The following is a 13422-nucleotide window of genomic DNA, read 5'->3' on the forward strand; positions in this document are numbered from 1 at the left end:
AGCCGCGTCGCGCCACTCGCCGAGAGGCGACATGCACACCGACGCCCAGAGCCGCCCCGGCCATTCGGCCGGGGCGGCTCTGTCTGTGGGCTCGAGTCGCACGCCCCGGGCCGCTGGCCTAGGGTTACTGGCAGAGGTGAGCCGTTCTCGACGGAGAGGGGGGTGCCCGGATGGGTTTCAAGACGTTCATCCAGGGGTGGCCGGTCTACCGGCAACTCACCGGCACCGACCCGCTCGGTCGCGGCGCCGCCGCCCAGTCGGCGCGCTCCGCCGGCCTGACCGCCCGCACCGAGACCGCCGACGGCATGGCCCGCTCGGTCTGCCCGTACTGCGCGGTCGGCTGCGGGCAGCGCGTCTTCCACTCCGACGGCCAGGTCACCCAGATCGAGGGCGACCCGGACAGCCCGATCTCGCGCGGCCGGCTCTGCCCGAAGGGCTCGGCCAGCAAGAGCCTGGTGACCAGCCCGCTGCGCCAGACCACTGTGCGCTACCGCCGGCCGTACGCGACCGAGTGGGAAGACCTGGACCTCGACGTCGCGCTCGACATGATCGCCGACCGGATCCTCGCCGCCCGCGCGGAGACCTGGGAGGACGTCGACGACGAGGGCCGCCCGCTGAACCGGACGCTGGGTATCTCCAGTCTCGGCGGCGCGACGCTCGACAACGAGGAGAACTACCTCATCAAGAAGCTGTTCACGGCGATGGGGGCACTCCAGATCGAGAACCAGGCCCGTATTTGACACTCCGCCACCGTCCCCGGTCTGGGGACCAGCTTCGGTCGCGGCGGCGCCACGGACTTCCAGCAGGACCTCGCCAACGCTGACGTCATCGTCATCCAGGGCTCGAACATGGCCGAGGCCCACCCGGTGGGCTTCCAGTGGGTGATGGAGGCGAAGAAGCGCGGCGCGAAGGTCTTCCACGTCGACCCGCGGTTCACGCGTACCAGCGCGCTCGCCGACACGTACCTGCCGATCCGGGCGGGTACGGACATCGCGCTGCTCGGCGGCGTGGTGCGCTACATCCTGGAGAACGAGCTGGACTTCCGGGAGTACGTGCTGGCGTACACGAACGCGGCCAACATCGTCAGCGAGCAGTTCGTCGACACCGAGGACCTGGACGGCCTGTTCTCCGGCTACAACCCGGACACCGGCTCGTACGACCACGCGAGCTGGCAGTACGAGGGGCAGGAGGACAACGCCAAGATCCGGGGCACCGGCAAGGAACGCGACTCGGCATCCGGGCTGGAGCACGAGTCGCACGGCGAGCCGGTGCCGGCGAAGGCCCCGCGGGACGAGACGTTGCAGCACCCGCGCTGCGTCTACCAGATCCTGAAGCGGCACTTCTCCCGCTACACCCCGGAGATGGTGGCCCGCGTGTGCGGCATCCCGGAGGAGAAGTTCCTCGAACTGGCGCGCGCCTGGACGGAGAACTCGGGCCGGGAGCGCACCGGCGCGCTCGTCTACTCGGTCGGCTGGACGCAGCACAGCGTCGGCGTGCAGTACATCCGCACCGGCTCGATCATCCAGACGCTGCTGGGCAACATGGGCCGCCCGGGTGGCGGCATCCTGGCGCTGCGCGGGCACGCCAGCATCCAGGGATCGACCGACATCCCGACGCTGTTCAACCTGCTGCCCGGCTACCTGCCGATGCCGCACCACGCCGACCACCCGACGTTCGACGAGTGGGTGGACAGCATCCGGCACCCGGGCCAGAAGGGCTTCTGGGGCGACTCGCGGGCCTTCGCGGCGAGCCTGCTCAAGGCGTACTGGGGTGACGCGGCGACGCCGGAGAACGACTTCTGCTACGGGTACATGCCCCGGATGACCGGCGACCACGGCACGTACCAGCAGGTCCTGAACATGATCGACGGGAAGGTGAAGGGCTACTTCCTGCTCGGCCAGAACCCGGCGGTCGGCTCGGCGCACGGCCGGGCTCAGCGTCTCGGCATGGCCAACCTGGACTGGCTCGTGGTCCGCGACCTGTTCATGATCGAGAGCGCCACGTTCTGGAAGAACAGCCCGGAGGTCGCCACCGGCGAGATCGTGCCGGAGGAGTGCCGCACCGAGGTGTTCTTCCTGCCGGCGGCCTCGCACGTGGAGAAGGAGGGCACCTTCACCCAGACGCAGCGGCTGCTGCAGTGGCGGGAGAAGGCCGTCGACCCGCCGTGCGACGCCCGCTCCGAGCTGTGGTTCTTCTACCACCTGGGCCGGGTGCTGCGGGAGAAGCTGGCCGCCTCCACCGAGCGCCGGGACCGGGCGCTGCTGGACCTGACCTGGGACTACCCGACGCACGGTCCGCACGCCGAGCCGAGCGCCGAGGCGGTGCTCAAGGAGATCAACGGGTACGAGGTGGCGACCGGCCGCCCGCTGAACGCGTTCGGCGAGGCCCGGGACGACGGCTCCACCGCGATCGGCTGCTGGATCTACTCCGGCGTGTACGCCGACGGCGTGAACCAGGCGGCCCGCCGCCGGTCCCGCCACGAGCAGGACTGGGTGGCGGCCGAGTGGGGCTGGGCGTGGCCGGCGAACCGGCGCACGCTCTACAACCGCGCCTCCGCCGACCCGGAGGGCCGGCCGTGGAGCGAGCGGAAGAAGTACGTCTGGTGGGATCCGGACGCCGGCGAGTGGACCGGGTACGACGTGCCGGACTTCGAGAAGACGAAACCGCCGTCGTACCGGCCGCCGGAGGGCGCGTCGGGCCCGGCGGCGCTCGCCGGTGACGACGCGTTCGTCATGCAGGGCGACGGCAAGGCGTGGCTGTACGCGCCGAGCGGCGTCCTCGACGGTCCGCTGCCGACGCACTACGAGCCGGCCGAGTCGCCGATGCGCAACCCGCTCTACGGTCAGCAGGCCAACCCGACCCGCAAGATCTACGAGCATCCGATAAACCGGATGAACCCGAGTCCGCCGGAGCCGCACAGCCAGGTCTTCCCGTACGTGTTCACGGTCAGCCGTCTCACCGAGCATCACACGGCCGGTGGGATGAGCCGTACCGTGCCGCGCCTGGCCGAGCTGCAGCCGGAGATGTTCGTCGAGGTGTCCCCGGAACTGGCCGGCGAGATCGGGCTGGCCCACCTGGGCTGGGCGCACCTGATCAGCGGACGCGCGGTGATCGAGGCGCGGGTGCTGGTCACCGACCGGCTCACCCCGCTGCGGGTGGACGGCCGGATCATCCACCAGGTCTGGCTGCCGTACCACTTCGGCACCGAAGGGCTCGTCACCGGCGACTCGGCGAACGACCTGTTCGGCATCACGCTGGACCCGAACGTCCTCATCCAGGAGAGCAAGGTCGGCACCTGCGACATCCGGCCCGGGCGGCGGCCCACCGGCCCGCCGCTGCTCGACCTGGTCGGCGACTACCAGCGGCGGGCCGGGATGACACCGGACCGCAAGGTGCCGGTGGTGACCACCGACGCGGCCGGCGGGGACGACGCCGCCGGCAGCACCGACGAGCAGTCGGCCGCCGCGCACCAGGACGGGGATCGGGATGCCTGACGCCAACAGCCTGTACGGCCCGCTCGACCCGGCCCCGGACGCGGGCTGGATCTCCGCGCCGCCCCGGATGGGCTTCTTTACCGACACCAGCGTCTGCATCGGCTGCAAGGCGTGCGAGGTGGCCTGCAAGGAGTGGAACGGCGTCCCCGACTCGGGTTTCGACCTGCTCGGCATGTCGTACGACAACACCGGCGCGCTGACCGCGAACTCGTGGCGGCACGTCGCGTTCATCGAACAGCCCCGCCCGGCCGGGCACCGCACGCCGCCGTTCGCCGGTGACCCGACCGGCCCGGCGACCAGCCCGGCGTCAGCGGCGGCCGGCGCGCTCACCGCTCCCGACACCGGTACGAATCCCGGCCTGCCGCCGGGGCAGCCGGAGGCGGCGGCGCGGATGGCCGCCGGTCCGGAGTTCCTCGGCATGCCCGGCGCCCAGCCGCCCGGGCGGGCCACCGGCGTGGAGAGCCGCACCGACTTCCGCTGGCTGATGATGTCCGACGTGTGCAAGCACTGCACGCACGCGGCCTGCCTGGACGTGTGCCCGACCGGTTCGCTGTTCCGCACCGAGTTCGGCACGGTGGTGGTGCAGGAGGACATCTGCAACGGCTGCGGCTACTGCATCTCCGCCTGCCCGTACGGCGTGATCGACCAGCGCAAGGGCGACGGCCGGGCGTGGAAGTGCACGTTGTGCTACGACCGGATCGGCGCGGGCATGACGCCCGCCTGCGCGCAGGCCTGCCCGACCGAGTCGATCCAGTACGGACCGCTCGACGAGCTGCGGGAACGGGCCGCCAAGCGGGTCACCGCGTTGCACGAGCGGGGTGTGCCGGAGGCGCGCCTGTACGGCCACGACCCGACCGACGGTGTCGGCGGCGACGGCGCGTTCTTCCTGCTGCTGGACGAGCCGGAGGTGTACGGGCTGCCGCCGGACCCGGTGGTCACCACCCGGGACCTGCCGAAGATGTGGAAGCGGGCCGGGTTCGCCGCCCTGGCCATGGCGGCGGCTGCCGTCGCCGCGTTCGTCGGAGGATCGTCGTGAGCCCGGACCGCCCGGTCGGTGACCTGTTCCGCCGATTCCGCGAACGCCTGTCCGCCGAACCGGAGGACGGCGGCGCCGCCGAGCGGGAGAACGGCAGCCGGGCCACCGCGGCCGGTCCCGGCGTGGGCCGCACCGACGCGGGCTCCCACGACGCCGGCCTCGCCCCGCACCCGCCCCGCGACGCGGAACCGCGCCGACGCCGCAAGGGCGGCAGGGGCGGTGGGGAGCAGCTCAACGTCCCGCCGGCCGAGTTCACCTCCTACTACGGCCGGCCCATCCTCAAGCCGCCGGTGTGGCGGTGGGACATCGCCGCGTACCTGTTCACCGGCGGTCTCGCCGCCGGTTCGTCGCTGCTCGCGGCGGGCGGGCAGCTCACCTGCCGCCCGGCGCTGCGGCGCGCCGGCCGGGTCACCGCGCTCGCGGCGGTCGGCGCCAGCACGTACTTCCTGGTGAACGACCTGGGGCGACCGTCGCGCTTCCACCACATGCTGCGGGTGGCGAAGGTGACCTCGCCGATGTCGGTGGGCACGTGGATCCTCAGCGTGTTCGGCCCGGCCGCCGGGGTCGCGGCGATCGCCGAGGCGGCCCCGCTGCTGCCCGAGCGCGGCGTGCTGGGGCTCGGCCGCCGGCTGCTGCCCCCGGCCGGGCACGCCGCCGGCCTGGTCGCCGCCGTCACCGCGCCGGCGCTGGCCACGTACACCGGGGTGCTGCTGGCGGACACGGCGGTGCCGTCGTGGCACGAGGCGTACCCGGAACTGCCGGCCATCTTCGCGGGCAGCGCGCTGGCCAGCGGCGCGGGTGTCGGCCTGGTGGCCGCGCCCCGCGCGCAGGCCGGTCCGGCGCGGCGCCTCGCGGTCGCGGGCGCGGCGATGGAGCTGTGGGGCTCGCACCGGGTGGAGAACCGGCTCGGCCTGCTCAGCGAGCCCTACACGCAGGGCACACCCGGGAAGCTGCTGCGCGCGGGCCGTGCGCTGACCGCCGCCGGTGTCGTGGGCGCGCTGCTCGGCCGCCGCAGCCGGGTGCTGTCCGCACTCTCCGGCGGTGCGCTGATCGCCGCGTCGGTGTGCACCCGGTTCGGCATCTTCCACGGCGGGGTCGCCTCGGCGCGCGATCCGCGGTACACGGTGGTGCCGCAGCGCGAACGCGCCGACCGGCGGGCCGCCGAGCAGGACTGAACCTCCCCGGGCGGCCTTCCGTCCGCTGTGGTTGACTTCTGCGTGGAGGCGTTCAGGCGGCTGGTGCCCCTCCCGGTCTTCAAAACCGGTGTGGTCCGGGATCCGGGCCAGGCGGGTTCGATTCCCGTCCGTCTCCGCCAAACCGTTCCCGGGAGTGCGCCGATGCGTGAGGTCGACCCGCGACGGCGGGTGCCGCGCACCGACGCGCTGCTCGCCGATCCCGCGCTGGCCGCCGCCGCCGGCACGCTCGGCCGGGACCGGGTCAAGGCCGCGATCGTCCGCGCGCAGGACCGCGCCCGCCGCGGTGAGCTGACCCCCGAGGGGGTACGCGACGCGGCGCTGGCGGACCTGCCCGGCCGTACGCCGCGCGCGGTGCTCAACGCCACCGGCGTCGTGCTGCACACCAACCTGGGCCGTGCGCCGCTCGCCCCGTCCGCCGTGGACGCCCTGGTCGCCGCCGCCGGGCACACCGACGTGGAACTGGACCTGCGGACCGGGCGGCGGGCCCGGCGCGGCCGGGAGGCGCTCGACGCGCTCGCCGCGGCGGTGCCCGACGCCGGGGCGGTGCACGTGGTGAACAACGGCGCCGCCGCCCTGGCGCTCGCCGCCACCGCGCTGGCCGCCGGCCGGGAGATCGTGGTGAGCCGCGGCGAGCTGGTCGAGATCGGCGACGGGTTCCGCCTGCCGGACCTGCTGTCCAGCACCGGCGCGCGGCTGCGCGAGGTGGGCACCACGAACCGCACCACGCGCGCCGACTACGAGGCCGCGATCGGCGAGCACACCGGGTTCGTGCTCAAGGTGCACCCGTCGAACTTCCTGGTCACCGGGTTCACCTCGGCGGTGCCGGTGGCCGAGCTGGCCACGCTGGGCGTACCCGTGGTGGCCGACATCGGGTCGGGGCTGCTCGCGCCGGACCCGCTGCTGCCGGCCGAGCCGGACGCGGCCACTACGCTGCGCGCGGGCGCGCACCTGGTCACCGCCAGCGGCGACAAGCTGCTCGGCGGCCCGCAGGCCGGTCTGCTGCTCGGCGACGCCGACCTCGTGCACCGGCTGCGCCGCCACCCGCTGGCGCGGGCGCTGCGGGTGGACAAGCTCACCCTCGCCGCGCTCGCCGCCACCCTGTACGCGCCGTCCACGCCCACCCGGGACGCCTTGCACGCCGACCCGGCTCGGCTGCGGCAGCGGCTGGAGCGGCTGCGTGACCGGCTCGGCGAGGACGGCTGCAAGGCCGAGGTGGTGCCCGGCGTCGCTGTGGTCGGCGGCGGCGGGGCGCCCGGGGTGGAGCTGGACTCGTGGGCGCTGAGCCTGCCCGAGCGGTACGCCGAGCCGCTGCGCACCGGCGATCCGGCGATCCTCGGCCGGGTGCTGCACGGCCGTCTCCTGCTGGACCTGCGCGCCGTGCCGGAGAGCGCCGACGACCGGGTCCGGGCGGCCGTGCTGAGCGTGGGGGACTGACCGGCATGTGGGTGGTGGCGACCGCCGGGCACGTCGACCACGGCAAGTCCACGCTGGTGCGCGCGCTGACCGGGATGGAACCGGACCGGTGGGCGGAGGAACGCCGCCGGGGCATGACCATCGACCTCGGCTTCGCCTGGACCACACTGCCGTCGGGCGGCACCCTCGCCTTCGTCGACGTACCGGGGCACGAGCGGTTCGTGCCGAACATGCTCGCCGGCATCGGCCCGGTCCCGGCCGCGCTGATCGTCGTGGCCGCCGACGAGGGCTGGATGCCGCAGTCCGCCGAGCACCTGGCCGCTCTGCACGCGCTGGGTGTGTCGTACGGGCTGCTCGCGGTCACCCGCGCGGACCTGGCCGACCCCGGGCCGGCGGCGGCGCGGGCCCTCGCGGAGATCGCCGCCACGTCGCTGGGCGCTGTGGAGGCGGTGCCGGTCTCCGCGGTCACCGGTGCCGGTCTCCCCGAGCTGCGCGCCGCGCTGGACCGCCTGACCGCCCGGCTGCCCGACCCGGCCCTGGACGCCCCGGTACGGCTCTGGGTGGACCGCGCGTTCACCGTACGCGGCAGCGGCACGGTGGTCACCGGCACGCTCGGCGGTGGCCGGCTGCGTGCCGGCGACGAGTTGGAGCTGGCCGCCACCGGCGAGGCGGTGCGCGTACGCGGATTGCACTCGCTCGGCGTCGCGCGCACCGACGTCGAGGCGGTGGCCCGGGCCGCGGTGAACCTGCGCGGCCTGCCCCGGGACCGGGTCGGGCGCGGCGACGCGCTGCTCACGCCCGGCCGGTTCGGGCGTACCGACCTGCTCGACGTGCGGCTGTCCGGCGACCCCGCCGCCGACCTGCCGGCCACGCTCACGCTGCACGTGGGCTCGGCGGCGGTGCCCGCCCGGGTCCGGCCGCTGGGCCCGGACACGGTACGGCTGCGCCTGGCCCGCCCGCTGCCGCTGCTGATCGGGGACCGGGCGCTGCTGCGCGACCCCGGCCGGCACCACGTCGCGGGCGGCGTGACGGTGCTGGACGTGGACCCGCCGCCGTTGCGCCGCCGGGGCGCGGCGGCCGCCCGCACGGCGGTGCTGGCCGGCCTGGACGGGCGGCCGGACCTGGCCGGGGAACTGCGCCGGCGACGGCTGGTCCGTGCCGGTGACCTGACCCGGATGGGCGTGCCGCCGACCGCGACGCCGGTGGCCGGGCAGTGGCTGGCCGACCCGGAGCACTGGCGGGACCTGGGTCGTCGCCTCACCGAGGAGGTGGCCCGGTACACCGCCGAGCATCCGCTCGCCGCGGGCGTACCGGTCGACGTGCTGCGGCACCGGCTCGACCTGCCCGAGCGTGCTCTGGTCACGGCGCTGCTGCGCCCGCCGCTGCGGCTGCGCGACGGTCTGGTCACCGCCGCCCCGCAGGGGACTCTGCCGGACCCGGTGGCCCAGGCGGTAGACCGGGTCCGGGCCGAGTACGGCGACCGGCCGTTCCAGGCCCCCGAGGCGCACCACCTGGCCGACCTCGGGCTCGGGCCCCGCGAGATCGGCGCCGCGGTACGCGCCGGCGCGTTGCTGAAGCTGGCCGAGAACGTGGTGCTGCTGCCGGGCGCCCCGGACGACGCGGTACGCGTGCTCGCCGGGCTGCCGCAGCCGTTCACGCTCAGCGCCGCCCGGCAGGCGCTCGGCACCACCCGCCGGGTGGCGGTGCCGCTGCTGGAACTGCTGGACCGGCGCGGCGCCACCCGGCGGCTCCCTGACGACGCCCGCGAGGTGGTCCGCCCGCCGGGCTGAGCCAACCGGTGTCACCGGCCCACGCCGGTCACCTACCGTGGCGCCATGGACCCTTCCGCGGTCTGGCGGGACAAGAACCACAAGTGGCGGATCGAGGCGTACCGGGCCCCGGACCTGCGCTTCGCGATCTTCGCCACGAACGGCCCCACCGATTCGGCGCCGCTGTGGCTGTTCGGGATGGCCGCGCTGGCCCGCTGGCTGATGACCCACGCGATCTCGCTGGACGACCTGGAGACCGACTGATGGGCGTGCAGGTCGCGCTGGTGCTGGTGCTGATCCTGATCAACGCCGCCCTGTCCGGCAGCGAGATGGCGCTGGTGAGCCTGCGGGAGGGGCAGTTGCGCCGGCTGGCGCGGTCCGGGCGGGCCGGGGCGCGGCTGAGCCGCCTCACCCGCGAACCGAACCGCTACCTGGCCACCATCCAGCTCGGCATCACGCTCGCCGGGTTCCTCGCCTCGGCCGCCGCCGCCGTGACGCTGGCCGAGCCGCTGGTCGGCCCGCTGGGTTTCCTGGGCGCGGCCGCCCGCCCGGTGGCGGTGTTCCTGGTGACACTGCTGCTGACGTTCCTCACGCTCGTGGTGGGGGAGCTGGCACCCAAGCGGCTGGCCATGCAGACGGCGGAGCGGTGGGCGTTGGTCAGCGCCGGGCCGCTGGACCTGCTCGCCCGGCTGTCCCGGCCGGCGGTGTGGCTGCTCGGCCGCTCCACCGACCTGCTGGTCCGGCTCGCCGGCGGCGACCCGCGCGCCAGCCGGGAGGAGGTGACCGAGGAGGAACTGCGGGAGATGCTGGTCAGCCAGCGCGGCCTGTCCGCCCAGCAGCGGGAGATCCTCGCCGGGGCGTTCGACATCGCCGGCCGTACGCTGCGGGAGATCCTCGTCGCGCGCCGCGACGTGACCACTCTGCCCGCCGACCTGCCCGCGGCGGAGGCGATGCGCCGGCTGGCGGCCGGCGGCCGGTCCCGGGCGCCGGTGATCGGACCCGGCGGGCTCGACGACGTACGCGGCACCGTGCACATCCGCGACCTGGTGGACGCCGACGGCGCGCTCGTCGGCGACCGGGCCCGCCCGCCGGTGCTGCTACCAGGCACGCTGCCGGTGGCCGACGCGATGCGGCAGCTGCGCCAGCGGCACGAGCAGCTCGCCCTGGTGGTCGACGAGTACGGCGGCGTGGACGGCCTGGTCACCATGGAGGACCTGCTCGAGGAGGTGGTCGGCGAGCTGTACGACGAGACCGACCGGGACGTGCGCCGCGCCGTGCGGGAGCCGGACGGCGCGCTGCTGCTGCCGGGCGACTTCCCGCTGCACGACCTGCCCGACGTGGGCGTCCGCGTGACGTTCCCGCTGTCCCGGGAGTACACCACGGTGGCCGGGCTGGTGCTGGCCGGCCTGGGCCGGCTCCCCGAGGGGCCGGGGGAGCGGGTGCGGCTGCCCGGCCTCACCGTGGAGGTGGTCGAGGTGGCGGGGCGGGCGATCCGCCGGGTCCGGCTGCGCGGCCCCGCTGTCGGCCGCACGCCGGACTGACACCCGGACGGGGGACAACCGCCCGATACCCGTCCCGGGCCGCGTCGCCGGTCGTACGGTCCGGGCGTGAAGGACCGAGGACTGCGTACGTTCGTCACCGTGCTGGCCGGACTGGCCGTGATCTACTTCGGTTTCTCCGGAAGCCGTGGCAGCGGCGAGGAGGGTGGCGTCTCCGGTGGCGTGGTGCTGCTCGCGCTGCTCGCCTCGCTGCTGGCCTGGAACCTGACCAAGCCCGGCCCGGCCAAGTAGCGACCCTCAGTGGGCCGTGGCGGCGCTGCGACTCACCTCGCCCGCCGACTCCTCGCCCAGGGCCACCCGCACCAGCGCCGACGCCAGCCGGCCGAAGTCGGCCTCGCCGACCAGCCCGACCAGGTCACCGGGGCTCGCCGGCAGGCCCAGCCGCCGCGCCCCGGCGAGCGTGCGCCGGTCGGCGTACGGGCGCACGTCCGGCCACACCGACTGCGCCTCCCGCAGGAAGATGTCCGCACCGGTGGGGCCGATGCCGGGGAACTCGGTGAGCAGCCGGCGCAGCACGGCCCGGTCGGCGCCGGCCTCCTTGTGCAGCCGGCGCAGGTCGCCGTGCCAGCGGTCCAGGCAGAGCCGGGCGCCGGTGCCGAGCATGGTGGCGGTCCGCTCGTCGTAGCGCCGGTAGTGGCCCCGGCCCAGCGCGTCGACCCGGTCCTGCCAGCTCGCCGCCTCCATCGCCTGCGGGGTGCGGTAGCCGGCGGCGAACAGCTCCCGGGCGGCGGCCACCGCCACCGAGGCCCGGATCCGGGTGCTCAGCAGCGTGGTGAGCACCAGCAACTGGTACAGCGGGCCGGGCCGGTCCGCGAGGGCGATGCCGGCCTCCTCCGCGTACGTGCGGTTCTGCCGTTCCAGCAGGGCGCGCGCGACGTTGCGATCGTCTGGCATCCGTCCGGCTTACCCGCCCCGGCCCCGGCCAGACCCCCGGGCCGATCCGGAATGCGCCGGGCGGCGGCGGGTACGCGGGTCGGGTGCGCGGTCGACGGCCGTGTGCTCCACCGGGAAGGAGAGACCCGTGGTCAAGCCGCAGCAGGAGGAACTGCGCCGGAACGACCTCGGCGCCACCAGCCAGGACAGCCGCAAGACGGCCACCCAGGCGGGCAGCCGTTCGCGAGGCCGGGGCACGTCGAACGGCGACGCGGGACGCCCGGTCCCCAAGGGACAGGTGTCGCCGTACGGCCCGGCCGGTGAGCCGGTCGCCGACGACGAGAGCTAACCGCGAGCCGACGTCGGCCGCAGCCGCCGCCAGGTGGCTGCGGCCGACAGCCCGTACGCGAGGTGCGGGATCAGGTCGGAGACCCAGTCGCTGCGCCGCCAGGTACGCGGGTCGGTTACGCCGAGCACCGTCATCGAGCCGTCGGAGGTGGCCATCACCCCGCCGCCGAGCAGGACCGTGGCCAGCGGCAACGGGATTCGCCGGCGCGCGGCGAGCAGACCGAACGCGGCCCCCGCGGCGATGCCGGTGGCGTACCCGAGCAACGGCCCCAGACCGGAGCGGCGGTTCTCCGCCTCGTCGCCGGGGCCCAGGTCGACGTGTGTGACGTCGGCGAGCCGTCCGGCGACCGATTCCGGGGTGCTGCTGGCCGGCCGGGCCCGCAACGCCATGTCGAGGTACGAGACCGCGTTGAGGACGGCGCTGCCGACGGCGCCCGCGATGGCGCCGTCGACAGCCGCTGCCGTCCTCACTTCGGGTCACCCGGTTCCCGGTTCCCCTTGGGGCCGTAGGTCCGTTCGCCCCGGACCACACCGCGTTGCCCCCGGTCGTCCTGGAGGATCCGGTTGGCGACCTGGTTCGCCTCCTTGTCCGACGCCCGTCCGGACTGTTCGACGAGGTCGCGAAGGCGTGCTCGCTGCTTGTCGTACGCGTTGCTGCCCGGCCGTGGTCCTGGCATCTCTGCCTCCTCCGGATCGCTGTCGGCTGACCGTAGGCGTCTACCCGCCCGGGCCGGGACCAACCGTTGCGGGCGCATCCCCCCGGCCGGAGCGCCGCTCAGGCGGGGGTGTGGACCACCGCTCAGCCGGGCGCGCCGGACGCCGTTCAGTCGGAGGCGCGGACCACCGCGACCGGGCAGGCGGCGCGGTGCAGGATCCCCTGGCTGACCGAGCCGAGCAGCAGCCCGCCCAGCTCGCCCCGGCCCTGCCGGCCCACCACGACCAGTTGAGCCCCGGCCGACGCCGTGGTCAGTGCCGCGACCGGTTTGGCGCGTACCGTCTCGGCGTGCACCGGCAGGTCCGGCCACCGTTCGCCGATCCCGTCGACCGCCTCGGTGAGCACCCGCTCGTCCTCCTCGGCCCCGCCCTTGCGCCCGGGCGGGGCGGGGCGGGCGTGCACCACGTGCAGCGGCGCGCCCCACGCGGACGCGGTCTCGGCGGCGAACTCGACGGCGGCGCGCGACAGCGTGGAGCCGTCCACGCCGACCACGACCGGGCCGTCCGCGCGGGCGGTGCCGCGCGCGATCAGCACCGGGCAGTCGGCGTACGAGGCGACCTGCACCGCGACCGACCCGACCACGAGCGCGGCGAATCCGCCCAGTCCCCGGTCGCCGAGGACGATCAGGGCGGCGGTGGGGGACTCGCCGAGCAGCACCGCGGCGGCCTCCCCGTCGATGATCTCGCCGGTGATGCGCAGGCCGGGCGACTCCGCCTCGGCCGCCGCGACCGCGTCGGAGACCAGTTGCTCGGCCTGGTTGCGCAACCCGGCACCGGGTGGTGACCCGGCCGGCGCGGAGACCGGTACGCGCAGCAGCGGCCAGATGAAACCGTGCACCACCCGCAGCGGGCGGTTGCGCCGCCGCGCCTCCCGGGCCGCCAGACGCACCGCCCGTGTCGCGGGTTCGGAGCCGTCCACCCCGACCACCACCGCGGCCCCGTTCGCCGAGTTCACCCGTACCTCCTCGTGGCCGGCGCCCCCGCGGCCAGTATCGCGGCCCGGGTGGGCGGCCCGGGGCG

Annotated in this window: 13 protein-coding genes and 1 tRNA gene; 10 read left to right on the plus strand and 4 right to left on the minus strand. The window is 75.1% G+C overall.

Translation table 11 applies throughout. From position 1 onward, the window contains the following. Nucleotides 1-170: 170 nt before the first annotated feature. The 9 genes from fdh (at nucleotide 171) to FHX31_RS13950 (ending at nucleotide 10698) form a co-directional block, all read left to right on the plus strand. Nucleotides 171-3494, plus strand: a complete 3324-nt coding sequence (gene fdh / locus FHX31_RS13910) for a formate dehydrogenase (protein ID WP_402883882.1) — start codon at nucleotides 171-173, stop codon at nucleotides 3492-3494. Further along, nucleotides 3487-4530 (plus strand): 4Fe-4S dicluster domain-containing protein, encoded by a 1044-nt coding sequence (locus FHX31_RS13915; RefSeq protein WP_114920430.1) that lies wholly within the window; start codon nucleotides 3487-3489, stop codon nucleotides 4528-4530. Before fdh ends, FHX31_RS13915 begins: the two co-directional genes overlap by 8 nt. Next, entirely contained in the window at nucleotides 4527-5705 is a 1179-nt protein-coding gene (gene nrfD / locus FHX31_RS13920; protein ID WP_184976410.1) for an NrfD/PsrC family molybdoenzyme membrane anchor subunit, read from the plus strand. The genes FHX31_RS13915 and nrfD overlap by 4 nt, the downstream gene beginning before the upstream one ends. 44 nt (nucleotides 5706-5749) lie before the next feature. Then, nucleotides 5750-5845, plus strand: a tRNA-Sec gene (locus FHX31_RS13925). A 22-nt stretch (nucleotides 5846-5867) separates the two neighbouring features. After that, nucleotides 5868-7160 carry an L-seryl-tRNA(Sec) selenium transferase gene (gene selA, locus FHX31_RS13930; RefSeq protein ID WP_114920428.1) on the plus strand — a complete coding sequence of 431 codons (1293 nt, stop codon included), beginning with the start codon at nucleotides 5868-5870 and terminating at the stop codon, nucleotides 7158-7160. A gap of 5 nt (nucleotides 7161-7165) precedes the next feature. Then, complete coding sequence (selB, locus tag FHX31_RS13935; RefSeq protein ID WP_091327718.1) at nucleotides 7166-8929, plus strand: selenocysteine-specific translation elongation factor; 1764 nt, start codon at nucleotides 7166-7168, stop codon at nucleotides 8927-8929. A gap of 45 nt (nucleotides 8930-8974) precedes the next feature. Next, entirely contained in the window at nucleotides 8975-9172 is a 198-nt protein-coding gene (locus FHX31_RS13940; protein WP_013476757.1) for a hypothetical protein, read from the plus strand. Continuing rightward, nucleotides 9172-10449 carry a hemolysin family protein gene (locus FHX31_RS13945; protein WP_013286386.1) on the plus strand — a complete coding sequence of 426 codons (1278 nt, stop codon included), beginning with the start codon at nucleotides 9172-9174 and terminating at the stop codon, nucleotides 10447-10449. The genes FHX31_RS13940 and FHX31_RS13945 overlap by 1 nt, the downstream gene beginning before the upstream one ends. 66 nt (nucleotides 10450-10515) lie before the next feature. Continuing rightward, on the plus strand, nucleotides 10516-10698 hold the full coding sequence (locus FHX31_RS13950; protein ID WP_013286385.1) for a hypothetical protein: 183 nt from the start codon (nucleotides 10516-10518) through the stop codon (nucleotides 10696-10698). A 6-nt stretch (nucleotides 10699-10704) separates the two neighbouring features. Here the strand turns inward: FHX31_RS13950 and FHX31_RS13955 are convergent, their stop codons facing one another. Then, on the minus strand, nucleotides 10705-11361 hold the full coding sequence (locus tag FHX31_RS13955) for a hypothetical protein (protein ID WP_013286384.1): 657 nt from the start codon (nucleotides 11359-11361) through the stop codon (nucleotides 10705-10707). Nucleotides 11362-11488: 127 nt separating this feature from the next. On the opposite strand from FHX31_RS13955, the gene FHX31_RS13960 reads away from it, so the two are divergent. After that, on the plus strand, nucleotides 11489-11689 hold the full coding sequence (locus FHX31_RS13960; RefSeq protein ID WP_013286383.1) for a hypothetical protein: 201 nt from the start codon (nucleotides 11489-11491) through the stop codon (nucleotides 11687-11689). Here the strand turns inward: FHX31_RS13960 and FHX31_RS13965 are convergent. From FHX31_RS13965 to FHX31_RS13975, 3 genes are all read right to left on the minus strand, one after another. Beyond that, nucleotides 11686-12159, minus strand: a complete 474-nt coding sequence (locus FHX31_RS13965) for a hypothetical protein (RefSeq protein ID WP_013476758.1) — start codon at nucleotides 12157-12159, stop codon at nucleotides 11686-11688. The genes FHX31_RS13960 and FHX31_RS13965 overlap by 4 nt on opposite strands. Beyond that, nucleotides 12156-12365 carry a hypothetical protein gene (locus FHX31_RS13970; RefSeq protein ID WP_013286381.1) on the minus strand — a complete coding sequence of 70 codons (210 nt, stop codon included), beginning with the start codon at nucleotides 12363-12365 and terminating at the stop codon, nucleotides 12156-12158. The genes FHX31_RS13965 and FHX31_RS13970 overlap by 4 nt, the downstream gene beginning before the upstream one ends. A gap of 146 nt (nucleotides 12366-12511) precedes the next feature. Continuing rightward, nucleotides 12512-13357, minus strand: coding sequence for a universal stress protein (locus FHX31_RS13975; protein ID WP_091327721.1), 846 nt, complete (start codon nucleotides 13355-13357; stop codon nucleotides 12512-12514). Between the last annotated feature and the right edge of the window lie 65 nt (nucleotides 13358-13422).

The sequence above is a fragment of the Micromonospora sp. CNZ286 genome (assembly GCF_014207755.1).

Excerpts from the sequence above, each read along its gene's own strand:
- selB (WP_091327718.1), top strand. The coding sequence starts at position 7,166 with ATGTGGGTGGTGGCGACCGCCGGGCACGTCGACCACGGCAAGTCCACG.
- FHX31_RS13955 (WP_013286384.1), bottom strand. The coding sequence starts at position 11,361 with ATGCCAGACGATCGCAACGTCGCGCGCGCCCTGCTGGAACGGCAGAAC.
- FHX31_RS13940 (WP_013476757.1), top strand. The coding sequence starts at position 8,975 with ATGGACCCTTCCGCGGTCTGGCGGGACAAGAACCACAAGTGGCGGATC.
- FHX31_RS13970 (WP_013286381.1), bottom strand. The coding sequence starts at position 12,365 with ATGCCAGGACCACGGCCGGGCAGCAACGCGTACGACAAGCAGCGAGCA.
- selA (WP_114920428.1), top strand. The coding sequence starts at position 5,868 with ATGCGTGAGGTCGACCCGCGACGGCGGGTGCCGCGCACCGACGCGCTG.
- FHX31_RS13945 (WP_013286386.1), top strand. The coding sequence starts at position 9,172 with ATGGGCGTGCAGGTCGCGCTGGTGCTGGTGCTGATCCTGATCAACGCC.
- FHX31_RS13915 (WP_114920430.1), top strand. The coding sequence starts at position 3,487 with ATGCCTGACGCCAACAGCCTGTACGGCCCGCTCGACCCGGCCCCGGAC.